This window comes from Streptomyces sp. NPDC058198 (assembly GCF_042882605.1).
Classification (GTDB): Bacteria; Actinomycetota; Actinomycetes; order Streptomycetales; family Streptomycetaceae; genus Streptomyces.
In genome coordinates this window covers 790100-816130 of record NZ_JBHVVP010000001.1, presented here as the reverse complement: position 1 = coordinate 816130, position 26031 = coordinate 790100, and the positions used below count along the sequence as shown (strand labels likewise).

Sequence of the window (26031 nt, the reverse complement as noted above, 5' to 3'; positions counted from 1 at the left end):
GTCGGCCCGCCCTCACGCCCCTCCGCGTGACGGCGGGCCGGTCGCACGTGATGGGGTGTGACCAAGAACGGACCGCTAATTTCCGTTTGGGCTCGCTCTCTTGGCGGTCGATCAGTAGCCTCGGCTCGGACAACGGCCAGGTACATGGCCGCACCCCCTGAGGCGACTTGTTGGAGACATCGATGGAGCGTCCCGCCTGGGCCCCGCAAGGTATCGACATATCGGTGCCGAGCGTTTCCCGCATTTACGACTACTATCTGGGCGGTTCGCACAATTTCGAGGTGGACAGGGACGCCGCCCGCAAGGCAATGGAGTTCATGCCGGGGCTTCCCAAGATCATGAAGGCGAACCGTGCCTTCATGCGCCGCGCGGTGAAATTCGCGCTGGACGAAGGCATCACCCAGTTCCTCGACATCGGCTCCGGCATTCCGACGTACGGCAATGTCCATGAAGTCGCCGAGGCCGCCAGCCCCGACGCCCGGGTGCTCTATGTCGACCACGACCCGGTCGCCGTCGCGCACAGCCAGGCCGTCCTCGCGGGCAATGACATCGCCGGCGTCCTGAGCGCCGATCTCCGCAAGCCCGGTCAGATCCTCAACAGCCCTGAGGCAGACCGGCTGTTGGACCTGGAACGGCCGGTGGCGCTGCTGCTCGTCGCCGTTCTGCATTTCCTGGAGGACGAGGACGAGCCGTACCGCGCGGTGGCCGAGCTGCGTGACGCGCTCGCGCCCGGCAGCCTGCTCATCCTCACCCACGCCTCGTACGACGGCATCCCGCTCACGCAGGAGCAGGCGGGTGGCACCGTGGGCGTCTACAAGAACATCCGCAATCCGCTGGTGATGCGCACCCGCGAGCAGACCGCTCAGTTCTTCGAGGGCTTCGAGATGGTCGAACCGGGTCTGGTGGCCATGCCGCAGTGGCGGCCCGACAGCCCCGCCGACCTGGAGGACCCGTACGCCTTCTCGGGCTTCGCTGGAGTGGGACGCAAGGCGTGATGCCGTCGCAGCCGGCGGGCGCCGCGGCGGACCCGGACGGCCTGGAGGACAGACTCCGGCGGTTCGCGACGATCTGGAGCCGGGCGATCTTCCCGGCAACGGCCACGTCCCTGACGCGCCCCGAATTCGAATCCCATCTGCTGCCGTTGGCAAGAGAGTTGAACGAGGCGCTGCACGCGCGCCACTTCGACTCCGGGCCCGCGCAGCGGGTCGGGGCCGCCCTCGTGGCGGCGCACTGCACCGACCCCGAGGCCCTCGGCCGTACGCTCGGCGTCGTCGACTCGTATCTGGTGCTGTACTGCGGCGCCGAGGAACTCGCCGCGGAGGACAGCCGGGCCCGCTGCGCGCGCCTTCAGCACTCCCTCGCCGCCGGCTTCGCGCAGGCGCTGCGCGAGCGCACCCTCGCCGAGCAGGAGGCCATCGCACGCTCCGCGCTCGCCGCGCGCAGCGACGCGGAGGACGCGCTGCACGCCACCGAGGCCCGCTTCCGCGCGGTGTTCGAGGGCGCGGCCATCGGCATCGGCATCGCCGACCTCGACGGCAATGTGCTGGAGGTCAACGACACCCTCACCCAGATGTTCGGCGGGCTCGAACACCATGTACGCAGCCGGAACGTGAGCGAGTGGGTGCACCCCGAGGACGTACCCCACGTCTGGCCGATGTACGGCGAGCTGGTGCGTGGCGAGCGGGAGCACTTCCGGGTCGAGAAGCCGTTCTTCCGCAACGACGGCACCGTGCTCTGGACCAATCTGACGGTCTCGCTGCTGCGGGACGCCGAGGGCGCTCCGCGCTACCAGCTGGCGCTGATGGAGGACACCACCGAGCGCAGGCTGCTCAATCTGCGGCTGCGGTACGAGGCCACACACGACGCCCTGACCGGGCTGCCCAACAGGACGCTGTTCTTCGAGCGTCTGGAGAAGACCCTGTCGGCGGGCGACGGCGCGCGCTTCGGCCTCTGCTATCTCGACCTCGACGGCTTCAAGGCGATCAACGACAGCCTCGGCCACTCGTCGGGGGACCGGCTGCTGGTGGAGGTCGCGGACCGGCTGCAGAGCTGCGCCACCGCGCCGGGCGAGATGGTGGCCAGGCTCGGCGGCGACGAGTTCGTGGCGCTCACCACCGGCCATGACTCCCAGCGGTGCGTGGCCGATCTCGCCTCCCGGATCCTCGGCGCGCTGGCCACCCCCATCCGGCTCGACGGCCGGGAGTTCACGGTCCGGGGCAGCATCGGCATCGTGGAGGGGCCCACCACCGGGCGCACCCCCGCGGAGGTGCTGCGCAGCGCGGACATCACCATGTACCGGGCCAAGGCCGCGGGCGGCAACCGCTACGAGCTGGCCGACCCGGAGGCCGACGCCCGCGCCATCACCCGGCACGGACTGACCACGGCGCTCCCCGCGGCCCTGGAGCGCGGTGAGTTCTTCATCGAGTACCAGCCGCTGGTGCATCTGGACGACGGCACGGTGCACGGCGCGGAGGCGCTGGTGCGCTGGTCCCACCCGCAGCACGGCGTCCTCGGACCCGACCGGTTCATCCCCCTCGCGGAGCACACCGGACTGATCGTGCCGCTCGGCCGCTGGGTGCTGGAAGAGTCCGTACGGCAGGCGCGGTGCTGGCAGCAGCAGCTGCCGGAGGGAGCGCTCGGCGTACCGCTGCGGATCAATGTGAATCTGTCCCCCACCCAGCTGCACCACCCCGGACTCGTCGCGGAGACGGTGGAGGTGCTGGAACGGATCGGCCTCCCGCCGGGCGCGCTCTGTCTGGAGGTCACCGAGTCCGCGCTGATCGGCGCCGACGAGGATCTGCTGAAGCCGCTGCGCCAGCTCGCCGAGATGGGCGTGGACATAGCGCTCGACGACTTCGGGACCGGCTACTCGAATCTGGCGAATCTGCGCCGGCTGCCGGTGAGCGTGCTCAAGCTGGACCGTTCCTTCACCCAGGGCATGCAGCAGCATCCGGCGGACCCGGTCGATCTGAAGATCGTCGAGGGCATCGTCTCGCTCGCGCACAGCCTGGAGCTGGCCGTGACGGTGGAGGGCGTGGAGACCGGGGCGCAGGCGGAGCATCTGCGCCGGCTCGGCTGCGACACCGCGCAGGGCTGGTACTACGCGAGGCCCGGGCCGCCCGAGCAGCTTCACATGCTGTCGCTCGCGGACGCCGTGTGAGCCGCTGACCGGGGAGCGGTCCCGGCGGGTGTCCCGGCCGCGGTCCGGGTGGACAGGAGCACCTTCTGCAGTTCGCGGGCGGCGCGCGGCGGGGCGACATCGCTGCGGTGGGCGAGCGCGATCGTACGGCGCAGTCCCGGCCTGGCCAGGGCCGTGACCCGTAGATCGCGCGCCCGCGCCGCCACCATGCTCGGCACGACTGCCACCCCGAGCCCGGCCCGTACGAAACCGAGGACGGCGTCCATCTCGCCGCCCTCCACGGTGAACGACGGCTCGAACCCCTCGGCCCGGCAGGCGGCCACGGTCAGCTCGCGCAGGTCGTAGCCGTGCCGGAACATCACCAGCGGCTCGCCCTGCAGATCGGCGATCCTGACCGGGCGCCGCGGGGCCGGGGCGGCGGCCGACGAGACCACGACCAGATCCTCGTGCAGCAGCTCGACCGTGGTCAGCGCGGGGGACGGGGCCGGCAGCGGCAGCGCCACCAGGGCGAGGTCCAGCGCCCCGCGCGCCAGTTCCCGTACGAGATCGTGCGAGCCGCTCTCCTCGATCAGCAGCTCGATGCCCGGGTGGAGATCGTGGAAGGCGCGCAGCACGTCGGGCAGCAGTCCCGTGCACAGGCTCGGCGGCGCCCCCAGTCTGACCCGGCCGCGCCGCAGCTGGACCAGCTCCTGCACCTCGTGCCGGGCCGTCTCGGCGTCGGCGAGGATGCGCCGGGCGAGGGGAAGGAGCGCCTCGCCGGCGTCGGTGAGGGCGACATTGCCCCGGGCCCGGCTGAACAGCTCGGCGCCCAGCTCCTTCTCCAGCGCCCTGATCTGCTGTGACAGGGACGGCTGAGAGACATGGACCCGTTCGGCCGCGCGGGTGAAGTGCCTGGTCTCGGCGACGGCCACGAAGTAGAGAAGCTGCTGGAACTGCATACACCCATGATAGGCGCGGCCTATGGACATGAGCTGGACCATGTCTTGGACCTCTGGCCCATGGCGATCTAGCTTCGTACACATGGCTCTGGCAACGCGGACGGACGGACGGCCGTCCATGATCCGCACCCTCTGGGGATCGACCATCGGGAAGAAAACGGTCATGGCCGTGAGCGGCCTGATCATGCTCGGGTATCTCGTCGCGCACATGTACGGGAATCTCAAGATCTTCTTCGGGCTCGACTCCTTCAACGGCTACGCGCACTGGCTGCGGACCCTGGGCGAACCCGTCCTGCACTACGAGTGGGCGCTCTGGATCGTGCGGGTGGTCCTCGTCGCCGCGGTCGTCCTGCACGGTGTCTGCGCCTACCAGCTGAGCCGCCGCGACATCGCCGCCCGCCCGAGCAAGTACGTCCACAAGCGGCCACGCGCCAGTTACGCCACCTGCACCATGCGCTGGGGCGGGATCATCCTCGCCCTGTTCATCGTCTGGCACATCCTCGACCTGACGACCGGCACCCTGCACCCCGGCGGCTTCCAGTCCGGCCGTCCGTACCAGAACGTCGTGGACACCTTCTCCACCTGGTACGGCAACGTCATCTACATCGTCGCGATGCTGGCCCTCGGACTGCACATCCAGCACGGCTTCTGGAGCGCCGCCCAGACGCTCGGGGCAGGCAGCGCCGCCCGCGACCGCGTCCTCAAGACCACGGCCAACCTGCTGGCCGTGGTGCTGACCGCCGGCTTCATCGCCGTACCCGTCGCCGTCATGACCGGAGTGGTGAACTGACATGCACGACTACGCCGAATACACCACGGGTGAGCCGGTCGCCGACACCAAGGCCCCGGACGGACCCGTCGCCGAGCGCTGGAACCGGCGCCGCTTCGAGGCCGGGCTCGTCAACCCCGCCAACCGCCGCAAGCACACCGTGATCGTCGTCGGTACCGGCCTGGCGGGCGGCGCCGCGGGCGCCACCCTCGCCGAACAGGGCTACCACGTCGTCCAGTTCTGCTACCAGGACTCCCCGCGCCGCGCCCACTCCATCGCCGCCCAGGGCGGGATCAACGCCGCCAAGAACTACCGCAACGACGGCGACTCCGTGCAGCGGCTCTTCTACGACACCGTCAAGGGCGGCGACTTCCGGGCCAGGGAGTCCAATGTCCACCGCCTCGCCGAGGTCTCGGTCGAGATCATCGACCAGTGCGTCGCCCAGGGCGTGCCCTTCGCCCGGGAGTACGGCGGACTCCTCGACACCCGCTCCTTCGGCGGCGTCCAGGTCTCCCGTACCTTCTACGCGCGCGGCCAGACGGGCCAGCAGCTGCTGCTCGGCGCCTACCAGGCGCTGTCACGGCAGATCGCGGCGGGCGCCGTCGAGATGCATCCGCGTACCGAGATGCTCGACCTGATCGTGGTCGACGGGCGGGCCCGCGGCATCGTCGCCCGCGATCTGATCACCGGCAGGGTGTCCACGTACTTCGCCGACGCGGTGGTCCTCGCGTCCGGCGGCTACGGCAATGTCTTCTACCTGTCGACCAACGCGAAGAACAGCAACGCCACCGCCGCCTGGCGGGCGCACCGGCGCGGCGCCTACTTCGCCAACCCCTGCTTCACCCAGATCCACCCCACCTGCATCCCGCGCTCCGGCGAGCACCAGTCCAAGCTGACGCTGATGAGCGAGTCGCTGCGCAACGACGGCCGCATCTGGGTGCCCGCGGCGCGCGGCGACCAGCGGCCGCCGGCCGAGATCCCCGAGGCCGAGCGCGACTACTACCTGGAGCGGATCTACCCCTCCTTCGGCAATCTCGTGCCACGCGACATCGCCTCCCGGGCCGCGAAGAACGTCTGTGACGAAGGGCGCGGGGTGGGCCCCGGCGGACAGGGCGTCTATCTCGACTTCGCCGACGCCATCGGCCGTCTGGGACGCAAGGCGGTCGAGGAGAAGTACGGCAACCTCTTCGAGATGTACGAGCGGATCACCGCCGAGAACCCGTACGAGGTGCCGATGCGCATCTACCCGGCGATCCACTACACGATGGGCGGACTCTGGGTCGACTACGACCTCCAGACCACCATTCCCGGCCTGTTCGCGATCGGCGAGGCCAACTTCTCCGACCACGGCGCCAACCGCCTCGGCGCGTCCGCGCTGATGCAGGGCCTGGCCGACGGCTACTTCGTCCTGCCGTCCACCATCAACGACTACCTCGCGCGCCACCCGCACCACGACGAGATCGACGACTCCCACCCGGAGGTCGCGGAAGCCGTCGCCGACACCGAGGACCGGCTGCGGCTGCTGCTCGCCGTCGACGGCGACCGCACGCCCGACTCCTTCCACAAGGAGATCGGCGAACTCCTCTGGGACCACTGCGGGATGGCCCGCACCGAGGAGGGCCTGCGCAAGGCGCTCGACCGGATCCCGCAGATCCGCGAGGAGTTCTGGCGCCGGATCAAGGTGCCGGGCACCGGCGAGCAGCTCAACCAGTCGCTGGAGAAGGCCAATCGCATCGTCGACTATCTGGAGCTCGCCGAGCTGATGTGCCTCGACGCCCTGCACCGCGCCGAGTCCTGCGGCGGTCACTTCCGCGAGGAGTCGCAGACCGAGGGCGGTGAAGCGGCCCGCCGCGACGGGGAGTTCTCGTACGCGGCCGCCTGGGAGTTCACCGACACCGGCGCCGCGCCCGTCCTGCACAAGGAAGACCTCGTCTTCGAGTACGTCCACCCCACCCAGCGGAGCTACGCATGAGGCTCACCCTGCGCGTCTGGCGCCAGCCGGACGCCGACGCCCCCGGCGCCATGGTCACCTACGGCATCGACGACATCTCCGAGGACATGTCGTTCCTGGAGATGCTCGACGCCCTCAACGAGGAGCTGATCCTCAAGGGCGACGAGCCGGTCGCCTTCGACCACGACTGCCGCGAGGGCATCTGCGGCGCCTGCGGTGTGGTCATCAACGGCGACGCCCACGGGCCCGAGCGCACCACCACCTGCCAGCTCCACATGCGGCACTTCGAGGACGGCGACACCATCGACGTCGAGCCCTGGCGGGCCGGCGCCTTCCCGGTGGTCAAGGACCTGGTGGTGGACCGTTCCGCGTTCGACCGGATCATCGGGGCCGGCGGCTACATCACCGCCCCCACCGGCGCGGCGCCCGAGGCACACGCCACCCTGGTCCCCAAGCCCGACGCCGACCACGCCTTCGAGAACGCCGAGTGCATCGGCTGCGGCGCCTGCGTCGCGGCCTGCCCCAACGGCTCGGCGATGCTGTTCACCTCGGCCAAGGTCAACCACCTCAATGTGCTGCCGCAGGGCGCGCCCGAGCGCGAGACCCGGGTCCTCGACATGGTCGCGACGATGGACGAGGAGGGCTTCGGCGGCTGCACGCTCGCGGGCGAGTGCGCCACCGCCTGCCCGAAGGGCATCCCGCTGCCGTCGATCGCGGCGATGAACAAGGAGTGGCTGCGAGCGACCCGCAAGGTCGCGCGTTAGGTCCTGTCCGCCGGACAGGGCCTAGCGTCCGGTGAGCCCGGTGAGCGCGGCCAGTCGCCGGTACGAGTCCAGCAGCGCGGCGCGGTCGTACGTACTCGTCGTGACCAGGTACTCGTCGGCCCCGCTGCGTGCCAGCAGCTTCTCCAGACCGGCCGCCACCTCGTCCTCGGTGCCGTACAGCTGCCCGCGCAGCGCGTCCTCGAAGAGCGCGCGCTCCCGCGCGGTCATCGCGGTGGCGAGGATCGCGTCGACGGACCTGAGCGGCGGGAAGGCGCCGTGCGTGCGTGAGTACGCCGTGGACCAGGCCTCCGGGAGCAGCAGCCTGCGGGCCTCCTCGGTGGTGGCGGCGACCGCGACCGTCCCGGACACCACCACATACGGCCGCTCACCCCAGCCGGAGGGCCGGAAGTCCCTGCGGTACCCCTCGATGGCCCGGAGCATCGCCTCCTCGCCCCGTACGGCCGCGATGACCAGCGGCAGCCCGGCCTCGGCCGCGACCCGCGCGCCCTTCCCGGTGGCCAGGACGAAGGCGGGCACCCGCAGCCCCTCGGCGGGACGGGCATGGACCTGGGGATGCGCGGTCTGCGTACCGGTGAAGTAGCCGAGGAGCTCGGCGAGCTGCCCGGGGAAGTCGTCGGCGTCCTGCTTGTCCCGGCCGAGCGCCCTGCGTATCCCGTCGGTGAACCCCACCGAGCGGCCGAGACCCATGTCGATACGGCCCGGGAAGAGCGACTCCAGCACCCCGAACTGCTCGGCGACGACCAGGGGCTGATGGTTGGGCAGCATCACCCCGCCGGTGCCGACGCGGAGGGTCGAGGTCGCGGCGGCGACGGCGGCCGCGAGCACAGCCGGCGCGGAGCCGGCCACGCCCGGCACGCTGTGGTGCTCGGAGACCCAGAAGCGGTGGTAGCCGAGCGCTTCGATCCGCCCGGCGAAGCGCACGGTGTCGCGCAGCGCCTGCGGACCGTCGTGCCCCTCGCGGATGCGGGAGCGGTCCAGTACGGAGAACGGGGTCGTCGCTGCGATGCTCACACCACGTTCAACCTCCTGGCCACGCCAGGATTCCCGCACCAGATCTAGGGTGGCCGTTGTGACAGAGAACAGCAGGCCGCTGGCCGTATTCGACCTGGACGGAACGCTCGCGGAGACCGGCCACCGCCAGCACTTCCTGGAGCGGAAGCCCCGGGACTGGAACGGCTTCTTCGGCGCCGCCGGCCAGGACACGCCGCTGGCCAAGGGCGTACGGCTGGCGGCCGAGGCCGCGCGGGAGTGCGAGGTCGTGTATCTCACCGGCCGCCCGGAGCGCTGCCGCGTCGACACCCTGGCCTGGCTGACCGCGCACGGCCTGCCCGCCGGCCGGGTCTGGATGCGCCGTAACGACGACCGGCGCCCCGCCCGTACGACCAAACTGGAGGTCCTGCGCCGACTGGCCGGGAAGCGGCAGATCCAGATGCTCGTGGACGACGACGAACTGGTGTGCGCGGCGGCCGAGCGGGCGGGATTCAGGGTCGTACGGGCGGACTGGGCAAGCACGTCAGAGGCGCTGAAGGACGCGCAGGAGCGCGAGGGCCGGACCTGACGGGCCGCTCACACCCCGTCTTCCAGGCGGAAACCGACCTTCAGCCCGACCTGGTAGTGCTCGATGTCGCCGTCGACGATATGGCCGCGGACCTCTGTCACCTCGAACCAGTCCAGACCGCGGAGCGTCTGGGAGGCGCGGCCGACGGCGTTGCGGATGGCGTCGTCGATGCCTTCGTGGGAGGTGCCGACGATCTCGGTGACCCGGTAGGTGTGGTGGGACATGGGGTGGCTCTCCTCTTCACGCGTCGCGGGTGTCGCGAGTGTCACTCCACCGTGCCCCACCGGACGCCGGTCCGCGAGACGTCAGGCGGGGGGCCCGCGCCCGCCCCGCCGGCCGCCCGTACCTGTCCCGGCCTGTCCGGCCTATCCGGCCGCGGGCGCGACGTCCGCGGTGTCCTCCGCTCCGAGGTCCGCACGGAGCGGTAGGTCACGCGGCGCCGGCTCCCCGGGATCCCGGTCGTGCGCGACGCTCCCCTCCGCCGCCCCGTCCTCGAACTGCGTGCGGTACAACTCCGCGTACCGCCCCCGCGCGGCGAGCAGCACGTCGTGCGTGCCCCGTTCCACGATCCGGCCGTCCTCGACCACGAGGATCAGATCGGCGGCCCGTACGGTGGAGAGCCGGTGCGCGATCACGACGGCGGTACGGCCTTCCAGGGCTTCGGCGAGCGCCGCCTGGACCGCCGCCTCGGAGGTGTTGTCGAGATGCGCGGTCGCCTCGTCGAGGATGACGACACGCTGACGGGCGAGCAGCAGCCGGGCGATGGTCATGCGCTGGCGTTCGCCGCCGGAGAGCCGGTAGCCGCGCTCGCCGACGACGGTGTCGAGCCCGTCGGGCAGTGACCGGACGAGAGCGTCGAGGCGGGCCCGGCGCAGGACGTCCCACAGCTCGTCGTCGGTGGCTCCGGGCCGCGCGAGCAGCAGGTTCGCGCGCACGGACTCGTGGAAGAGATGACCGTCCTGGGTGACCATGCCGAGCGTGGCCCGGAGGGACTCGGCCGACAGGTCGCGTACGTCGACACCGCCGATACGGACGGCGCCCTCGTCGGTGTCGTAGAGGCGCGGGAGGAGTTGCGCGATGGTCGACTTGCCCGCGCCTGACGAGCCCACGAGGGCGACGGTCCGGCCGGGTTCGGCGCGGAACGAGATGCCGTGCAGTACCTCGGCGCCGCCGCGGGTGTCGAGCGAGGCGACCTCTTCCAGCGAGGCGAGGGAGACCTTGTCGGCGGAGGGGTAGCCGAAGCGTACGGCGTCGAACTCGACGGAGACCGGCCCGTCGGGAACCTGCCGCGCGTCGGGCCGCTCCGCGACGAGGGGCTGGAGGCCGAGGACTTCGAAGACCCGCTCGAAGCTGACGAGGGCGCTCATCACCTCGACGCGTGCGCCGGCGAGCGCGGTCAGCGGCGCGTACAGGCGGACGAGAAGCAGGGAGAGCGCGACGACGGATCCGGGGTCGAGGCTGCCGCGCAGGGCGTAGGAGCCGCCGAGCCCGTAGACGAGCGCCAGGGCCAGGGCGGAGACGAGCGTCAGGGCGGTGATGAACGTGGACTGCGCCATGGCCGTACGGACCCCGATGTCCCGTACCCTGCGGGCCCGCGCCGCGAACTCGGCGGACTCGTCGTCGGGCCGCCCGAACAGCTTGATCAGGGTGGCGCCCGGCGCCGAGAACCGCTCGGTCATCCGGTTGCCCATCGAGGCGTTGAGGTCGGCCGCCTCCCGCTGAAGTTTCGCCATGCGGGTGCCCATCCGGCGCGCGGGCACCACGAACACGGGCAGCAGGACGAGCGCGAGGAGCGTGATCCGCCAGGAGAGTGTGAGCATCACGGCGAGGGTCAGCAGCAGGGTCACCACATTGCTGACGACACCGGAGAGCGTGTTGCTGAAGGCGCGCTGGGCGCCGATGACGTCGTTGTTGAGCCGGCTGACCAGAGCGCCGGTACGGGTACGGGTGAAGAAGGCGACGGGCATGCGCTGGACGTGGTCGAAGACCGCGATCCGCAGGTCCAGGATCAGACCCTCACCGAGGGTGGCGGAGAGCCGGCGGCCGAGGAGGCCCAGGGCTGCTTCGGCGAGGGCGATGACCGCGATGAGCAGGGCGAGCCGGACCACGAGCCGCTGGTCGCCGCCGGACACGATCGCGTCGACGACCCGGCCCGCGAGGACGGGGGTCGCCACCGCGAGCAGCGCGGTGAGGACACCGAGCAGGACGAACTGGATGATGCGGCGGCGGTGCGGCCGGGCGAAACCGGCGATTCCGCGGAGGGTGGCGCGGGCGAACGGCCGGCGCTCGGGGCGGGCGTTCATGACGTTGTGCAACTGCGTCCAGGCTGTGGACTCCATACTCATGGGAGGACCGTAGAACCTCAAGCAACCTTGAGGTCAAATCGTGTGCTCGTCGTACGGAGAACGGGCGGCGAACGGGCGGCGAACCCCCCATTCCCCGTGTGCCCGGGCATTCTCTGTGTGCCCGGGCTTGACCGGCTCTTTGGTCCATACCAAAATCCCACACACCCGTGCGAATGTTTTCGCAACCCCCACGTCGGGCTCTCTCTTCGTGCCATCACGTCCAGAAGGTTGACCTACGTGAAGAACCGCTGTCTCGCCTGCTCCGTAGCCCTGGTGTCCTCCGTCGCGCTCGGCGGCTGCGGCATGCTGCCGGGCGGAGGGGTCAACTCCACCACGGTCACCGTGTGGCTGATGAAGGACAGCGTCTCGGCCGACTTCCTCGACCGCTTCGTGAGCGACTACGAGGCGGAGCACTCCTCCATCGAGCTGGACATCAAGATCCAGGAGTGGACCGGGATCGGCCAGAAGGTGCTGGGCGCCCTGGACAGCGAGGACGCGCCCGATGTCATCGAGGTCGGCAACACCCAGGTCGCCCAGTACGCGGAGAGCCGCAATCTGCGCGATCTCACCCTGGAGTCGGTACGAGACCTGGGCAGCGAGGACTGGCTGCCGGGCCTCGCCCAGCCGGGCACCATCAACGGCGCGCAGTTCGGCATCCCCTGGTACGCGGCCAACCGCATCGTGATCTACAACAAGGATCTGTTCGCGCTCGCCGGCGTCGAGAAGCCGCCCAAGACCCGTGAGCAGTGGCTCGACGACACCGCCAAGCTGAACCAAGGCGGAAACCAGGGCATTTACCTCGCGGGACAGGACTGGTACACCCTCGCCGGATTCATCTGGGACGAGGACGGCGAGCTGGCCGTCGAAGCCGGCGGCGACTGGCAGGGCGCCATCGACTCGCCCGCCGCGCTGCGGGGCATGGACTTCTACAAGGACCTCCAGTCGCTGGGCAACGGCCCGAAGAACTCCGACGAGGCCAAGCCGCCCCAGGCCGACATCTTCGCCAAGGGCGATGTCGCGCAGATCATCGCCACCCCCAGCTCGGCCCGGATCATCGAGGAGAAGAACCCCGAACTGAAGGGCAAGCTCGGTTTCTTCCCCATCCCGGGCAAGACAGCGGCCAAGCCGGGAGCTGTCTTCACCGGCGGCTCCGACCTGATCGTGCCGAAGAACTCCAGCCACCATTCGGCCGCCGTCGACGTCGTCAAGGCGCTGGCGAGCGAGAAATGGCAGACGGATCTCGCCAGGACCATGAGCTATGTGCCGAACAAGGCGTCGCTCGCCGGTGTCATCCGCGGCGACGCGAGCACGGCCGCGATGGCCGAGGGCGCGGCGCAGGGCCGGGCCACCCCCAACTCCCCGCAGTGGGCGAGCGTCGAGGCCGACAACCCGATCAAGCCCTATATGACGGCCGTGCTCCAGGGCCAGGATCCGGAGGCGGCCGCGAAGGCGGCCTCCGAGCTCATCACCGCCGAGCTGATCTCCGGTTGAGACGCCGCCCCGCCCGCGGCACTCCCCGCCATTCAGCAGCCTCACATCCGCACTCCGCCATGCGGTCATGTCAAATCCAGTCGGTCACGGAAGAAACAAGGTGCCGGGTCGCCGCGCGAGCGGTGGGCCCCGGCCGCCTGCTTTTCCCACCGGCACTGGAGACAGTCATGTCCACCGTCGTCCCCGCTTCCCCGCTCTCCGTATCCCTCCCCGGCCCCACCGTCGTCACCACCGCTGCCGCCGAGCCCCGGTATGTGGTCTCCCTCGCCCGTGACCAGCAGGACATACGGGCCGCGCAGCGGCTGCGCCACCTGGTGTTCGCCGGCGAGCTGGGCGCCCGGCTCGACGGCCCCGAGCCCGGCCTGGACATCGACGCCTTCGACGCGTACTGCGATCATCTGCTGGTGCGCGAGGAGAACACCGGCGAGGTCGTCGGGACATACCGCCTGCTGCCGCCCGAGCGCGCCCGCGCCGCCGGACGGATCTACTCCGACAGCGAATTCGACCTCTCCCGGCTCGGCCCGATCCGGCACGACCTGGTCGAGGTGGGCCGCTCCTGCGTCCACCCCCAGCACCGCACCGGCGGCGTCATCGCCCTGATCTGGGCCGGGCTCGCCCGCTACATGACCGTCAGCGGGTACAACTGGCTGGCGGGCTGCTGCTCGATCCCGCTCGCCGACGGCGGCGCCCTGGCATCCTCGACCTGGAACACCGTGAAGGACAAGCATCTCGCGCCCGAGGAGTACTGGGTGACCCCGCACCGGCTCTGGACCCCGGCAGGCACCGCCGCCGCGGCCCCCTCCGAGCTGCCGCCGCTGCTGCGCGGCTATCTGCGGCTCGGCGCCTGGGTGTGCGGAGCGCCCGCGCACGACCCGGACTTCGGCGTCGCCGACCTGTACGTCCTGCTGTCGATGCGCCGTACCAACCCCCGCTATCTGCGCCACTTCCTCTCCCTCGCGCCCGCCGCATGAGCGCCTGGCTGCCCACCGCGCCCTGCACCCCGCAGGACTGCTCGGGCCATCACGGCCCTGCGGCCGGCCTGCCGGCCGCGGTCGGCAGGCTGCTGGCGGGGACCGCCCTCGTCCTGGCCGGGGCCCTGCTGACGCCGCTCGTCGCTCCGCTGGGCGCGGCGGTACGGGACCGGCTGACCCGGCGCTGGGCGCGCACGGTGCTCCGGGCCTTCGGGCTGCGGGTGCGCGTCGTGGGCCGGCCGGAGCCGCGGCGCGGCACCGGGGTGCTGGTCGTCGCCAACCACATCTCCTGGCTGGACATACCCCTGGTCGCCGCCGTGCTCCCCGGGCGGATGCTGGCCAAGAGCGAGATAGGGCGCTGGCCGGTCCTGGGAGCGCTGGCCGCCCGGGGCGGCACGCTCTTCGTGGAGCGCGAGCGGCTGCGGGCGCTTCCCGGCACCGTACGGACCCTCTCCGCGGCGCTCACCGCGGGCTCGCGGGTCGTCGTCTTCCCCGAGGGCTGCACCTGGTGCGGGCGCGACCAGGGCCGGTTCACCCCGGCCGTCTTCCAGGCCGCGCTGGACGCGGGCGCCGCCGTCCGGCCCGTACGGATCACCTACCGGGCGGCGGACGGACGGTTCTCCGGCGCCCCGTCGTTCGTCGGGGACGACACGATGCCGGCCTCCCTGTGGCGGGTCGTGGCGGCGGGCGGGCTCACGGCGGAGATCACGGTCCTGCCGCTGATCCCCGCCGGAACCCACACCGACCGCCGCGCGCTGGCGCGGGCGGCGCGGGCCGCTCTCGAACTCCCGGAGGGCGCGGTCGCTCGGAGCGCCGTCACCGAGAGCGCCACCACTCGCACCGCCGTCACTAGGAGCGCCACCACTCGCACCGCCTTCACCGGGACCGCCGTCGCTCAGACCGCCGTCGCTCAGACCGCCGTGGCGAGCGACAGCGCGAACCGCCCCGCCTCATCGGTCCACCAGTGCGCCAGCTCCATCCCGGCCTCCGCCAGCTCGGCCCGGACGCCGTCCTGACGGAACTTCGCCGACACCTCCGTACGTACCTCCTCGCCGGCCTCGAAGTGCACGACCAGATCCAGTTCGGGGATCTTCACGGTGAGGGCCCGCCGGGCCCGTAGCCGCATCTCGATCCACTCGTGCTCCGGATCCCAGAGCGCCACATGGCCGAAATCGGCGGGGTCGAAGTCCGCGCCGAGCTCCCGGTCGATGACCACGAGGACGTTCTTGTTGAACGCGGCTGTCACCCCGGCCGTATCGTCGTAGGCCCTGACCAGCACGGATTCGTCCTTGACCAGATCCGTACCGAGCAGCAGCGTGTCTCCGGGCGCCAGCAGCGCCCGGACCGAGGCCAGGAACGCCGCACGTTCGGCGGGCAGCAGATTGCCGATCGTGCCGCCGAGGAACGCGACCAGCCGCGGGCCCGGGGTGCCGGGCAGCGAGAGCCCGCCGGTGAAGTCGGCGATCAGCGCGTGCACATGAAGTCCAGGACGCCCGGCGAGCAGCGACTCGGCCGCCCCGGTCAGCGCGCTCTCGCTGACGTCGACCGGCACGTAGCTGTGCAGCCCGGTCAGCGCGTCGATCAGATGGCGGGTCTTCTCGGACGAGCCGGACCCCAGCTCGATCAGCGTGCGCGCTCCGGTCGCCGCCGCGATCTCCGGCGCGCGGGCGATCAGGATCTCCCGCTCCGCGCGGGTCGGATAGTACTCGGGCAGCCGGGTGATCTCCTCGAACAGTTCGCTGCCCCGGGCGTCGTAGAACCACTTGGGCGGCAGCATCTTGGGCGTACGGGTCAGCCCCTGGAGCACATCGGCGCGCAGCGCGGCGTCCGTGGCGTCCTCGGGCAGGGTGCGGGTCAGCAGGAACGGGCTCACGAGGGTGGCTCCTTGCTCACGAGGGTGGCTCCTTGAGGGGGGAGAGCAGAACGTCGGCGCGGGTCGCCACCAGCAGGGTGCGGTCCGGGACCTCGCGCCAGCGCGGATCGTCGTCGTACGGCTCCGAGGCCACCACCGCACGGCGGCCGGGCTCTGCGAGGTACCAGAGCGTGTCCCCCCAGGCGGTCGCCGCGATCCGCTCGCCGTCCGTGACCAGCAGATTGAGCCGGGACGCGGGGGCGTCCTTCGCGACATCGAGGACGGTGTCGGCCAGCGCCTGCCCGAGCTCGTCCCCGGCCCGCAGCCGGTGCAGCAGCAGGGCCCACACCAGCGCGGAGTCGTTGCGGGCCGCCAGCGAGAGCAGTTCCTCGGCGGGGAGCGAGGCGGCCAGGGCCGCGAGGCTCCCCGGCCAGCCGCCGACCGCGCCGTTGTGGCTGAACAGCCAGCGCCCGGCGGCGAACGGCGCGGCGGCCGCCTCCCCGTCGGCGCCCGGCTCGGTCGCGTCCCGCACCGCCGCGAGCAGCGCGCCGGTCCGGATCACCCGGGCCAGATCGGTGAACCCTGGATCGGCCCAGATCGGTCCCTGGCGCCGGTAGCGCGCGGGCAGCGGATCGCCCTGCGCGTACCAACCCACGCCGAAACCATCCGCGTTGACCGTCCCGTACCGCTGGCGACGAGGCTCCCAGGACTGCCGGTACAGCGCGTGAGGAGGCGCGACGAGCACCTCGCCGAGCGCCAGCGGCGTCCCCAGGTACGCGATATGACGGCACATCAGGCATCCCTGGCGGTACGGAAACCGGCGAAGATCTGGCGGCGGACCGGCAGATCCCAGTTGCGGAACGTGCCGCGGCAGGCCACCGCGTCCACCGCGAACGAGCCGCCCCGCAGCACCTTGTGGGCGCTGCCGAAGAACACCTCCGAGTACTCCCGGTACGGGAAGGCCACGAAGCCCGGGTAGGGCAGGAAGTCGCTCGACGTCCACTCCCAGACGTCCCCGAGCAACTGCCGTACACCGAGCGGCGACGCGCCCTGCGGATAGCTTCCCGCGGGGGCCGGCTGAAGATGGCGCTGGCCGAGATTGGCCCGCGCCGGGGTCGGCTCGTCGTCACCCCACGGATGGCGCAGCGACCGCCCGGAGACGGGATCGTGCCGGGCGGCCTTCTCCCACTCCTCCTCGCCGGGCAGCCGCCGCCCCGCCCAGCGGGCGTACGCGTCGGCCTCGTACCAGCTCACATGGAGCACCGGTTCGTCCGCCGGGACCGGTTCCACCGCCCCGAACCGGCGGCGCAGCCACTGCCCGCCCTCGCGCCGCCAGAACAGCGGCGCGCCGATCCCGTGCTCGCGGATCTGCGCCCATCCTTCCGGGGCCCACCACCGTTCGTCCGTGTAGCCGCCGTCCTCGATGAAGTGCTGGTAGGCGCCGTTGGTCACCGGCACGGTGTCGATGAAGAACGCGGGGACGAGCCGCTGGTGGGCCGGGCGTTCGTTGTCCAGCGCCCAGGGCTCGGTGGAGGTGCCCATCGTGAAGGGCCCCGCCGGCACGAGCACTTCGGCGGGCAGACCCGCGGTGTCCCCGGCGGGCGGCGGGGGCGCGGTCAGCGCGGCGGGCCCCCGGCGCAGCTGATGGGTGATGAGCATCGTCTCGTCGTGCTGCTGCTCATGCTGGGCGATCATGCCGAAGGCGAAGCCCGCGTCCAGCAGCGGACCGCCGTGCAGCGGGCTGCGCTCGATGACATCGAGGACCCGGCCCCGTACGTCGGAGGCGTAGGCCCGTGCCTCGGCGGGCGGCAGCAGCGGCAGCGTGGGCCGCGCCGACCGGGGATGTTCGAACGCGTCGTAGACCGAGTCGATCTCGGGGCGGAGGGCGTCGCGGCCCGCGACGGTCCGCAGCAGCCACTGCTCCTCCTGGTTGCCGATGTGCGCCAGATCCCAGACCAGCGGGGACATCAGCGGCGAGTGCTGCGCGGTCAGATCCCGGTCGTCGACACAGGAGGTCAGCAGAGCGGTACGGTCCCGGGCGGCCGTCAGCGCGACGACAGCCCGGCGCCGAAGCTGTTCGGCGGGTATGTCAACGGTCTCTGCGGGGTTGTTCATGTGCGGAGATCCTTCCCGTTCACAGGCGTGCCCAGATCGTCGGCGGGGCAGCGGCCCGGCAGGACATAGCGCTCGTTGAAGGCAGCGACGGCTTCCTGTACGGCCGGGGTGGCGCCGATGCGCGGAAGCGCCTCCAGGGCGACGGCGAAGCAGGCCGCCGCGACGGTGTGCAGCTCGGGGTCGGCCAGGCCGTGCCGCGCGGCGTTGAGCCAGAGGAGATTGCGCGGAGCGGGCCGCGAGCCCGCCGTCTCGGCGAGTGATTTGACGGTGCGGTAGGCCGTCTCCGAGGCCTCCGGATCGTCGAACAGCGCGGTGGTGACGGCGAGCGGCACCATCCAGCCGTCCTCGCCCGGCTGGGCGTCGATCATCCGCAGTTCCAGATGGCCGCGCGGCCGGATGGGCGGAAAGAGCGTGGTGAGGTGGTAGTCGAGATCGGCGCGGACCGGCGGACGCGGCAGCCCGGACCGTATCCAGTCCCGGAAGGTCAGCCTCTCGGGCACGGCCCAGGGCCCGTCGGCCGCCCGGATACACATCACCGGTGTGTCCAGCGCGTGCGCCGCCCAGGCTCCACGCGGCTCGCGCCGCACCGGGGGCGCGGTGGTGCGTGCCGGGTCCAGCTGGGTCCAGAGCGCCTGCCGGGTGGAGCGCCAGCCGGTCAGCCTGTTCTCCCGCATCGGGGAGTTGGCGAACGCGGCGACCAGCACCGCGCCCAGCAGATGGGCGAGCTGCCAGCGCCTGCCGTAGCCGAGCGGCCCCGGCTCCTCGTGGCCCGCGTCCAGACAGACCTGGATGGAGGCCGTGCTCCGCATCATGGCGCGGCCCGCGGGGCCGATCCGGTCGAGGTAGGTCTCCATCGCGTCGTAGCGCGGTTCACGCAGCATCCGCTGCGGTGAGTGCCAGGGGTCCTGTCCGAGACCCGCGAGCGCGAGTCCTGACGTACGCAGTGCCGGGCGTACGGCGTCCAGATCCGCGGCGGTGGAGGTGATGCACTCCATCAGGGACGCGGCGGGCGGCGAGCTGAGCTCCAGCTGGCCGCCGGGTTCGAAGGTGAGTGCCGATTGCAGGTGCAACGTCCGCAGGCCGTCGAATGCCTCTTCGAGACGGCGGGCCGGGACGGATCGTTCGGGGGAGTGGAGATCGTGGACGAGCCATTCCAGTTCTACGCCCACGGTGCGCGGTGGTCCCGTCTTGAAGCAGATACCGCGCAACAGATCCTCGGCGTCGTCCTCGCCGAGCGCTGGTCCTTCGTCGGTGAAACTGTCGGGTGGCATGGCCGGATCCTCCTGTCGAAGACCGTGACCGGTACTCCGCCACGGGGTCGGGGCGGAGCGCTTCGTCCAACCTAATGGCACTCTTGCCGCTTCGCACAAGAGTGCCCTCACGGTCACTGTTTCGTCGGAAATCCGGTTGCCCCGAGCGAGATCGTTCACGCAGGATTCCCCGCATGAGCGCACGGTTGCGGGGCATCGCAAAGGAAACCGAGGAGATCGTCCGAACGGGGAAATACCGCGCCCCGAACGGCCGAGAAGTACTGATCCACCCCGCGGTGCACGCCGCGCTGGAGAGCACCCGGCTGTACGGCCCCGACCCCTGGCGATAGCCGGTCCAGCGCCGGAGAACCGCCTCTCACCAGGGGTGGCGCATGTCCGGGCATGAGCACGTGACACCCTCCGCGGCCCACGCGAACAGGCGCCTGGGGCGTTCTACTGAGCGTGCTGTCGCGCTGCGAGCACTGGAATGGCGGCGATTTTTTCCGGCGTAAGGTCGCCCCACACAAGACCGCGCGGCCTGCGGGGGTTCGCGCAGGGGATCACCTCGTCGGGCGTGACGATGTAGTCGACGCTGAAATCGTGCTCCGTTTCGGGGATCTCCTCCTCGACCACTTGGAGCCCGTGAACCGGCGCGACGATCACCGTCCGATCCGTCACCAGGCCCGCCTCGATCAAGAGGGCGACTTCAAGGTCGGAGTACCCGGCGCCCTTGCCGATTCGCGCGCCCGACCGGTTGACAGCGACGCTCCCGCACACCACCAGATCGATGGGTGCCATGTCATCCACGCCGACGCGGCGAGCAACCTGGGATGCGCCCTTCTTCTCGGCAGCCTTCTCCGCCGGTAGGCCGAGCGAGTCAGGATCGAGCAGGTAGAAGGGCCGGAGTGTCGCCATCCTCGGCACAGCCATGTAGACCCGCTTGCCGTCTTTGAGGGCGCGAACGCGTACCGGTAGCTGCGCGTAGTCAGGGTTGGCCTTGATGATGGTCGCTTGTTGCCAGACGTCCAGCTCGGCCAGCACTGCCGCCGCGGCTTCGGTACCGTAGAAGCCAGGGATCTTGCCGTAGGAGTCGTTCGGTGCGCCGCCGCCGTCGATGAGACGACGCCACACCATGTCGCGAACGGCTTGCTTGGCCTGGTCGATGTTCTGCACGGACTTCACCTGTTCTAGATCGCGGCCATCAGAGCGAGAAGACGATCGTTGATGTCCTGCGCCCACGGCTCGTGCCGCCACTGCCGAAGCTCCCGACCGGCGGAGAACGCCAGATTGAGACCTCCGCCGCCGCGTGTCAGTTCCACGGCGTCAATGGTCCGGTGCATGGCGCCGGCTGCTTCGTCCAGCTTGCCTTGGCGGAGGAGCGCGAGCGTCAGGTTGCCCAGCGCGATGGCCTGGCTCTTCTTCTTGGACGCCAAGCCCCGAGTGGTCATACGGAGGATCGGCTCAGCCCGCTCGGGTAGATCGAGAAACAAGTAGCACGATCCGGCAAGGCGGTTGAACTCGTTGACGGTGTAGTACTCGGCCGCCACGTCGTCGCCGTCGACCCGGTCGAACTGAGCCTCAGCCTTCCGGAGCGCGTCCTCACACTCCTTGAGCGCGCCAGTCATGGCGTACCCCTCGGCAACATGAAGCAGACTCAGTCCAGTAAGCGAGGGGCTGGCCGACTTCGCCACCTCGGCCGCCCGCTGAGCGAGCAGCACCCCCCTGTCGGGGTTCTTTTCGCCGTAGAGAGCAACGAAGCTCATGCGCAGCGTGGCGTACGACTCGATCGAGGGATCACGGATGTGGCGCGCGGCGCTGACGGCTTCATCGAAGTACGACAGCGGCGCCTGGTGGTCGCGTCGTTGGCTGACATCCCAGACCAGTTGCCCCATGAGCGTCGCAGAGTCGGCCTCTACCTCGTAGAGCGCCCGACGTACGCGTGGGTTGGTGGCGTTCCGACGGAGGAACTTCACCTGCCCGTGAACAAGTCCGGCAGTCCCGAGCAGGCTGGTGGACGACGCTTGGTCATAGGACTCGTCGAGCTGTCGCAGCTGCTCGCGCAGGTGAGCGACAACCATCAAGTCGGCCGAAGCCGGATTTTCAAGCGCATAGTCCATACGGTCACGTGGCCGCGCTTGAATGACTGTCACATCATCGAGGGCGGCTTGCAGTTCGTCGCCGCTGATTTTGAACGCGCATGCGAGCTTCGGCCGTAACCATGCCTGCGGTTCGGTTTCAGCGCTCTCCCAGCGACCCACCGTCGAACGCTCGACGCCCAGGTGCTCGGCGAGTGTCTCTTGCGTGAAGCCCGCCGACTTGCGACGTTGAGCGAGCAGTATGCGTTTCGTGGCCATCGCTCGTCCCTCCGACTGACACGGGGCGGGAAACAGCCTAGCCAATCGAGTGACGTCTGTGCGGGCCAGACGGCCACATGCGGCATGGATGCGGCATCCGTGCCGCACTTCTGCTGTGGATTTTCCCAGGTCAAGCGGCTTATCTGGCTAGCGGGTCGATCGGTGACGGTGGACGTTGGCTCCCGCGCCGGCCGGCCCCTCCAAGCCCACCAGGAGGAACGGATGCGACCTGGAATGTACGGCTATATGCGGCTGGCCGCCATTAACCAAGAGGGCGACGAAGGCGAAGCAGTCAAGCAGGAATTGGCCGCGCACGCTGAGAGTGAAGGGTTCACGTTGGAACGGGTGTTCATCGAGCAGGTGCGCGCCAACGAACCGGCCTTTGATTGCCTGACAGACGCGCTCACGAAGAGCGGAGTCCGCCATGTGATTGTGCCCTCCCTCTGGCACTTCGCCCGGCTGCCCGGTCTGCAAAAAGCTATGCGTGACCACATCGAACAGGAAATCGGCGCCCGGATCTGGATCGTTCAGGGAGCACAGCGATGAGTAGCGTCAATAGCCTCGTCTACGGCTACCTGCGTGTTTCTTCTGGCGCTGGCGACGAAGAAGTACGCTGGCTGGAGCAGGACATGGGGGACTTCGCGAAAAGGCGCGGCCTCCAACTCGACTCGGTCTTTCATGAGTGTGTTGATGGCTCCCTGGACGCGTTCAACGAACTGGTTGAAACGCTTCGGTCCACCGGCGCGGACAAGGTGATCGTGCCGTCTCTCCGTCACTTCGGAGAGAACGACAGGCTCCAAAACGCGCTGCTCGATCACCTTGAGTTCAGTTTCTCGGCACAAGTGCATGCCCTCGACGCTGCTTCCGCCACTACAGAGATCCCGGAGTGACGCCATGTCTCGGCTCCGTGATTGGGATCGACTGACACTTGTCGCGGTGCCCGAGGCGGTGAGCTGCGCGCGGGCATACACGAAAGCCATGCTGCGTTGGTGGGGCGCCTCGCACCTGTTTGATGACGCCCTTCTCGTCGCCTCCGAACTGGTGACGAACGCCGTTCAAGCCACAGGACTCAACCACGAGCCGAAGTGGATGGACATCAAGACCGAACATGTCATCGGGTTGCAGCTCCGGATCGTCCACGACAGTTTCTACGTCGAGGTGTGGGACAACAGCTCCGATGCCCCTCTCGTGAAGAACCCCACCGCGGACGCCGAAGGTGGGCGTGGCCTCTATCTCGTCGAGGGGTTGGCCAAGCGGTGGGGCGCGTACCGGCCATCGGCCGGAGGCAAGATCGTGTGGGCCGAGTTGCCGCTTTCCCGGCGGCGGGAGTCCCTCGTTGATTCCGCGCCGCCGCCTCCGCACCGAGTACCGGGCCGTTTCCGTGTTCCGGAAGGACCGGCCAAAGAACACGTTGAAACGGCGCTCACGCAGCGTGTTCTGGACAGATTGCAGAACGCTGGAAGCGCGGAGGTTCGGGCTGCCGAAGTCTCAGACCAACTGAGCACGGCTCGCTCGGCGCGAGCGCCTTCGGCGGTGGGTCAGCGCCAGCCGTAGAGTTCCTTCAGCCGGTTGACGACCAGGTTGAAACGGCCCCGGTCCAGGGCGCAAGCCTCGCGGCGCATTCCCTTCTCGTGCACCCGCAGCACCCGGTCGACGGCGACCCAGGACTCGCGGCCCGCGCGGTCCCACGGCCCTATCCCGATCGGCACCCACTCCCGGTCGCGGTCATGGCGCTTGCTGGAGAGCTGGACGGCGAGGAGTGTGCCGGCCGCCTCACGGGCGACGACCAGCACGGGGCGGTCCTTGCCGCGCCCGTCGTTCTCCTCGAAGGGCACCCAGGTCCAGACGATCTCGCCGGGGTCGGGGTCGCCGTCGTGCTCCGGGGCGTAGGAGGTGCGGACCTGGCCCACCGCACGGGGCTTGGCCTCGGTCGTGGCGGCGGGGCCGCCACGACCGGGAGAGTCGAAATCGCGGGTGCTGTCGCCGGTGCCGGCGTCGGAGAGGGACGTCATCCGCATGACGGTAGAACCCCGCGTGCCGAGCCCGTGGGGCGGGGCGCCGTACCGGCTACCGGGATCCGCCCGTGATCAGCGGAAATGCCCCGGGTGCGAAGATCGTCACGCAGGTCATGTCCGTACGGGGGTCATATCCAGCCGTCCAGCGACGCCATGAACCCGTCGAAGTCGTCACGGTGGATGGTGTGCCCGGCGCCCTTGACCGTACGGACCTCGAAACCGCGCCGCGCCAGCTCCGCCGCGTCCGGCGGGGAGATCATGGGGCTCGGCTCCGCGAGCTGTACGAGCGAGGGGACGACGGGGCGCGCGGGCAGCAGATCGGCGCCGAACGCGGCGGCGAGACCGAACGCGCTGTTCTCGTCCCAGACCGCGAGAGTCTCCACCTCGATGCCGACGTCCACGGCCTCCCATCGCGGGTTCATGGCCGTGATCTCCTCCCGGGACAGGGTCTTGGCAGCGGCGAGCGCCTCAGGCCCCCCGAAACCCTGCTCCGGGCTGGGCAGATGCCAGGCCGGATCGGAGTAGACCGCGCGCCGCGGCGCCAGCCGTTCCACGGCGAGGGAGAGCGCGAGCCCGCCGAGGGAGTGGCCGACCGCCACCTCGGCGCCGGTGGGCAGGGTCTCCACGAGGTCGTCGGCGAACAACCGCGCGCTGTAGTCGCCACGGGCGGTCGCGCCATGACCGCGCAGATCGACGGCGATCACGCGCAGCCCCCGTGCGGCGAGCGCGGGGCCCACGCGCCGCCAGGTGCGGTGATCGGCCATGATGCCGTGGATCAGGAGCGCGACGCGGTCGCCCGCGCCCCAGGTACGGGTGTGAAGTCGCACGGTCGTCCCTTCGTCGGTGACCACGCGCGGACACGTGGTCACGCCCGGCGCAGCCCTCTGCCGCGCCGGTGCGGCAGAGGGTCAGGTCCGGACCGCCCGACCCGGTCGCCGGCCGGTCTGGAAAGATACCGGGAGCGATGAGACAGTTACCCGAGCAGTCCACCGAGCGCCGCGTTCCGACCAGTGCCGATGTGGCCCGGCTGGCCGGGGTTTCCCGGGCCACGGTCTCGTACGTGCTCAACAACACCGCGGCCGTACGGATCAGCGAGCCCACCCGGCACAAGGTGCGCGAGGCCGCCGAGCAGCTGGGCTATGTGCCGCACGCCGCCGCCCGCAGCCTGCGCGCCGGGCATACCGGGATCGTGCTGCTGCCTACGGCCCATGTCCCCGTCGGGCCGCTCTACAGCCGCTTCTTCAACGAACTCCAGTGGGCGCTGCGCCGGCTCGACTACACGGTGGTGCAGTACGGCAGCCTCGGCCTCGACGGGGACGGAGCAGCCCGCGCCTGGGCCGAGCTGCGGCCCGTCGCGGTCGTCTCCCTCGGCGAGATCGCCCTGACGCCGCACGGGGTGAACGTACTCAAACGGTCCGGTGCGAAAGCCGTGATAACGCTCGGTCCCGAGCGGGTCGAGGGCGCGCACGCGCTGGTCATGGACCAGCGCGAGATCGGCAGCAGGGCGGTGGCGCATCTGATGGAGCGCGGTTACCGCCGGATCGGTGTGGTGATGCCCGAGGAGCCCGGCCTCGGACTGTTCTCCCACCCACGCCTGGCGGGCGCCCGCGCCGCCGCGGAGGCCGGTACTGCCGGTACGGGCGACGGCAGCGGCACCGGCACCGGCGTCCGGATCGAACCGCTGTCCCTGGCGTACGAGGAGAAGTCGGCGGCCGCCCTCGCCGCCCGCTGGCGCACGCTCGGCCTGGACGCCGTCTACGCCTACAACGACGAGTACGCCATGCTCCTGATGCGGGCTCTGCAGGACGAGGGGATCGGCATCCCGGGGGAGACGGCCGTCATCGGCGCGGACGATCTGCTGCTCGGCAGGCTGCTGCGTCCCCGGCTCTCCACGGTGCGGGTCGACCTCGTGACGGGGCAGCGGCTGGCCGAACTCATCGACCGTGTCGTCCGCGATCCGGGCGGCGAGCCGGAGCGCCACGACCTGATGGGGGCATTGGCGGTCCACCGCGAGTCCAGCTGACCGGACGCGCGGTGTCCGGCTGACCGGGCGGGCGGTATCCGGCGACGTGCGCCACCGTCGCGACGTGCGCCCCCGTCGTGGGGTGGTTAGCGTCGCTTGCATGACCACCGTTCCGCAGCGCTTCGAGATCCTGCTGGTCGCCGAGTTCACCGAGAACCATGAGTCCGAGCCCACCTCGGGCCACGCCCTGCGCTCGGCCGTCGTCGAAGCCACCGGCGACACGGGGGAGTCCGGCTATCCGCGCTACGTGGGCCACGGCATGGAGGCGGACATCGACCCCGAGACCCGCACGGTGGAAGCGCTGCTGATCGACGGCGCGGAACTGGACTACGGCATGTCGGTCCGGGTGGTCGCCGTCCCGCCGGCCTGACCCGGGGAGGTCTCCGCGGCGCCGGTCGCGCGCTCCTCCAGGGCCGGTGACACCGCACGTTGACAGCGGTCGGAGTCGGGCAGAGACTCGGGCAGGATCAGGTGA

26 protein-coding genes and 1 pseudogene are annotated in these 26031 nt (G+C 70.4%); 15 read left to right on the top strand and 12 right to left on the bottom strand.

Going from position 1 to position 26031, the window contains the following annotated elements; genetic code table 11:
- The first annotated feature begins 182 nt into the window (after nucleotides 1–182).
- Nucleotides 183–995, top strand: a complete 813-nt coding sequence (locus ACFVWW_RS03590; RefSeq protein ID WP_384187499.1) for an SAM-dependent methyltransferase — start codon at nucleotides 183–185, stop codon at nucleotides 993–995.
- Nucleotides 995–3160 (top strand): putative bifunctional diguanylate cyclase/phosphodiesterase, encoded by a 2166-nt coding sequence (locus ACFVWW_RS03585; RefSeq protein WP_384333562.1) that lies wholly within the window; start codon nucleotides 995–997, stop codon nucleotides 3158–3160. The genes ACFVWW_RS03590 and ACFVWW_RS03585 overlap by 1 nt, the downstream gene beginning before the upstream one ends.
- Here ACFVWW_RS03585 and ACFVWW_RS03580 read toward each other — a convergent pair.
- A complete protein-coding gene (locus ACFVWW_RS03580) occupies nucleotides 3130–4077 on the bottom strand; it encodes a LysR family transcriptional regulator (RefSeq protein ID WP_386875708.1) in 948 nt (315 codons plus the stop codon). The two genes, ACFVWW_RS03585 and ACFVWW_RS03580, sit on opposite strands and share 31 nt — an antisense overlap.
- 82 nt (nucleotides 4078–4159) lie before the next feature.
- On the opposite strand from ACFVWW_RS03580, the gene ACFVWW_RS03575 reads away from it, so the two are divergent.
- The 3 genes from ACFVWW_RS03575 to ACFVWW_RS03565 are packed head-to-tail and all read left to right on the top strand — an operon-like array spanning nucleotide 4160 to nucleotide 7561.
- Nucleotides 4160–4867: a succinate dehydrogenase gene (locus tag ACFVWW_RS03575; RefSeq protein ID WP_386875706.1), complete on the top strand. Its 708-nt coding sequence runs from the start codon at nucleotides 4160–4162 to the stop codon at nucleotides 4865–4867.
- Between the two features lies 1 nt (nucleotide 4868).
- Complete coding sequence (locus ACFVWW_RS03570; RefSeq protein ID WP_386875704.1) at nucleotides 4869–6818, top strand: fumarate reductase/succinate dehydrogenase flavoprotein subunit; 1950 nt, start codon at nucleotides 4869–4871, stop codon at nucleotides 6816–6818.
- On the top strand, nucleotides 6815–7561 hold the full coding sequence (locus tag ACFVWW_RS03565; RefSeq protein ID WP_384187513.1) for a succinate dehydrogenase/fumarate reductase iron-sulfur subunit: 747 nt from the start codon (nucleotides 6815–6817) through the stop codon (nucleotides 7559–7561). The genes ACFVWW_RS03570 and ACFVWW_RS03565 overlap by 4 nt, the downstream gene beginning before the upstream one ends.
- A 21-nt stretch (nucleotides 7562–7582) precedes the next feature.
- On the opposite strand, the gene ACFVWW_RS03560 is transcribed toward ACFVWW_RS03565, so the two are convergent.
- Nucleotides 7583–8593, bottom strand: a complete 1011-nt coding sequence (locus ACFVWW_RS03560; RefSeq protein WP_386875701.1) for an LLM class flavin-dependent oxidoreductase — start codon at nucleotides 8591–8593, stop codon at nucleotides 7583–7585.
- A gap of 58 nt (nucleotides 8594–8651) precedes the next feature.
- Here ACFVWW_RS03560 and ACFVWW_RS03555 point away from each other — a divergent pair, with 58 nt between their 5' ends.
- Nucleotides 8652–9140, top strand: coding sequence for a hypothetical protein (locus ACFVWW_RS03555; protein ID WP_384333551.1), 489 nt, complete (start codon nucleotides 8652–8654; stop codon nucleotides 9138–9140).
- Nucleotides 9141–9148: 8 nt separating this feature from the next.
- Here ACFVWW_RS03555 and ACFVWW_RS03550 read toward each other — a convergent pair whose 3' ends face one another.
- Together ACFVWW_RS03550 and ACFVWW_RS03545 are read right to left on the bottom strand one after the other, a co-directional pair.
- Nucleotides 9149–9364, bottom strand: coding sequence for a dodecin (locus ACFVWW_RS03550; protein WP_384187522.1), 216 nt, complete (start codon nucleotides 9362–9364; stop codon nucleotides 9149–9151).
- A 141-nt stretch (nucleotides 9365–9505) separates the two neighbouring features.
- Entirely contained in the window at nucleotides 9506–11479 is a 1974-nt protein-coding gene (locus tag ACFVWW_RS03545; protein WP_384187675.1) for an ABC transporter ATP-binding protein, read from the bottom strand.
- Nucleotides 11480–11722: 243 nt separating this feature from the next.
- Here ACFVWW_RS03545 and ACFVWW_RS03540 point away from each other — a divergent pair, with 243 nt between their 5' ends.
- The 3 genes from ACFVWW_RS03540 to ACFVWW_RS03530 all read left to right on the top strand — a co-directional run bounded on the left by ACFVWW_RS03540 (nucleotide 11723) and on the right by ACFVWW_RS03530 (nucleotide 14963).
- On the top strand, nucleotides 11723–12976 hold the full coding sequence (locus ACFVWW_RS03540; protein ID WP_384187525.1) for an extracellular solute-binding protein: 1254 nt from the start codon (nucleotides 11723–11725) through the stop codon (nucleotides 12974–12976).
- 167 nt (nucleotides 12977–13143) lie between these two features.
- A complete protein-coding gene (locus ACFVWW_RS03535; RefSeq protein ID WP_384187528.1) occupies nucleotides 13144–13947 on the top strand; it encodes a GNAT family N-acetyltransferase in 804 nt (267 codons plus the stop codon).
- A complete protein-coding gene (locus ACFVWW_RS03530) occupies nucleotides 13944–14963 on the top strand; it encodes a lysophospholipid acyltransferase family protein (protein WP_386875698.1) in 1020 nt (339 codons plus the stop codon). The genes ACFVWW_RS03535 and ACFVWW_RS03530 overlap by 4 nt, the downstream gene beginning before the upstream one ends.
- Here ACFVWW_RS03530 and egtD read toward each other — a convergent pair.
- The 4 genes from egtD to egtA are packed head-to-tail and all read right to left on the bottom strand — an operon-like array spanning nucleotide 14858 to nucleotide 19185.
- Entirely contained in the window at nucleotides 14858–15820 is a 963-nt protein-coding gene (gene egtD / locus ACFVWW_RS03525; RefSeq protein ID WP_386875696.1) for an L-histidine N(alpha)-methyltransferase, read from the bottom strand. The two genes, ACFVWW_RS03530 and egtD, sit on opposite strands and share 106 nt — an antisense overlap.
- Before the next feature lie 16 nt (nucleotides 15821–15836).
- A complete protein-coding gene (gene egtC, locus ACFVWW_RS03520) occupies nucleotides 15837–16592 on the bottom strand; it encodes an ergothioneine biosynthesis protein EgtC (RefSeq protein WP_384333542.1) in 756 nt (251 codons plus the stop codon).
- Entirely contained in the window at nucleotides 16592–17914 is a 1323-nt protein-coding gene (gene egtB, locus ACFVWW_RS03515; RefSeq protein WP_386875693.1) for an ergothioneine biosynthesis protein EgtB, read from the bottom strand. The genes egtC and egtB overlap by 1 nt, the downstream gene beginning before the upstream one ends.
- Nucleotides 17911–19185 carry an ergothioneine biosynthesis glutamate--cysteine ligase EgtA gene (gene egtA, locus ACFVWW_RS03510; RefSeq protein ID WP_386875691.1) on the bottom strand — a complete coding sequence of 425 codons (1275 nt, stop codon included), beginning with the start codon at nucleotides 19183–19185 and terminating at the stop codon, nucleotides 17911–17913. Before egtA ends, egtB begins: the two co-directional genes overlap by 4 nt.
- 173 nt (nucleotides 19186–19358) lie before the next feature.
- Here egtA and ACFVWW_RS03505 point away from each other — a divergent pair.
- Nucleotides 19359–19505: pseudogene (locus ACFVWW_RS03505) on the top strand (poly(ADP-ribose) glycohydrolase domain-containing protein); the annotation flags it as partial.
- A 112-nt stretch (nucleotides 19506–19617) separates the two neighbouring features.
- Here the strand turns inward: ACFVWW_RS03505 and ACFVWW_RS03500 are convergent.
- Both ACFVWW_RS03500 and ACFVWW_RS03495 read right to left on the bottom strand, forming a co-directional pair.
- Nucleotides 19618–20337, bottom strand: a complete 720-nt coding sequence (locus tag ACFVWW_RS03500) for a 5-formyltetrahydrofolate cyclo-ligase (protein ID WP_384187542.1) — start codon at nucleotides 20335–20337, stop codon at nucleotides 19618–19620.
- A gap of 14 nt (nucleotides 20338–20351) precedes the next feature.
- Entirely contained in the window at nucleotides 20352–21518 is a 1167-nt protein-coding gene (locus ACFVWW_RS03495; RefSeq protein ID WP_384187544.1) for a helix-turn-helix domain-containing protein, read from the bottom strand.
- A gap of 222 nt (nucleotides 21519–21740) precedes the next feature.
- Here ACFVWW_RS03495 and ACFVWW_RS03490 point away from each other — a divergent pair, with 222 nt between their 5' ends.
- From ACFVWW_RS03490 to ACFVWW_RS03480, 3 genes are read left to right on the top strand one after another with little or no spacing between them, the layout of a single operon-like run.
- The gene (locus ACFVWW_RS03490; RefSeq protein WP_384187547.1) at nucleotides 21741–22064 is read left to right on the top strand and encodes a hypothetical protein; all 324 of its coding nucleotides are present in this window, start codon (nucleotides 21741–21743) and stop codon (nucleotides 22062–22064) included.
- Nucleotides 22061–22408: a recombinase family protein gene (locus tag ACFVWW_RS03485; protein ID WP_384187549.1), complete on the top strand. Its 348-nt coding sequence runs from the start codon at nucleotides 22061–22063 to the stop codon at nucleotides 22406–22408. Before ACFVWW_RS03490 ends, ACFVWW_RS03485 begins: the two co-directional genes overlap by 4 nt.
- A 46-nt stretch (nucleotides 22409–22454) precedes the next feature.
- Nucleotides 22455–23072 (top strand): ATP-binding protein, encoded by a 618-nt coding sequence (locus tag ACFVWW_RS03480; RefSeq protein WP_384187552.1) that lies wholly within the window; start codon nucleotides 22455–22457, stop codon nucleotides 23070–23072.
- Here the strand turns inward: ACFVWW_RS03480 and ACFVWW_RS03475 are convergent.
- Both ACFVWW_RS03475 and ACFVWW_RS03470 read right to left on the bottom strand, forming a co-directional pair.
- Nucleotides 23057–23530, bottom strand: a complete 474-nt coding sequence (locus ACFVWW_RS03475) for a type II toxin-antitoxin system PemK/MazF family toxin (RefSeq protein WP_389679160.1) — start codon at nucleotides 23528–23530, stop codon at nucleotides 23057–23059. The genes ACFVWW_RS03480 and ACFVWW_RS03475 overlap by 16 nt on opposite strands.
- A 131-nt stretch (nucleotides 23531–23661) precedes the next feature.
- The gene (locus ACFVWW_RS03470) at nucleotides 23662–24360 is read right to left on the bottom strand and encodes an alpha/beta fold hydrolase (protein ID WP_386875687.1); all 699 of its coding nucleotides are present in this window, start codon (nucleotides 24358–24360) and stop codon (nucleotides 23662–23664) included.
- 137 nt (nucleotides 24361–24497) lie between these two features.
- Between ACFVWW_RS03470 and ACFVWW_RS03465 the strand changes: the two genes are divergently transcribed.
- Together ACFVWW_RS03465 and ACFVWW_RS03460 are read left to right on the top strand one after the other, a co-directional pair.
- Nucleotides 24498–25556, top strand: a complete 1059-nt coding sequence (locus ACFVWW_RS03465) for a LacI family DNA-binding transcriptional regulator (RefSeq protein ID WP_386875685.1) — start codon at nucleotides 24498–24500, stop codon at nucleotides 25554–25556.
- A gap of 100 nt (nucleotides 25557–25656) precedes the next feature.
- The gene (locus tag ACFVWW_RS03460) at nucleotides 25657–25926 is read left to right on the top strand and encodes a hypothetical protein (protein ID WP_384187562.1); all 270 of its coding nucleotides are present in this window, start codon (nucleotides 25657–25659) and stop codon (nucleotides 25924–25926) included.
- Nucleotides 25927–26031 lie beyond the last annotated feature (105 nt).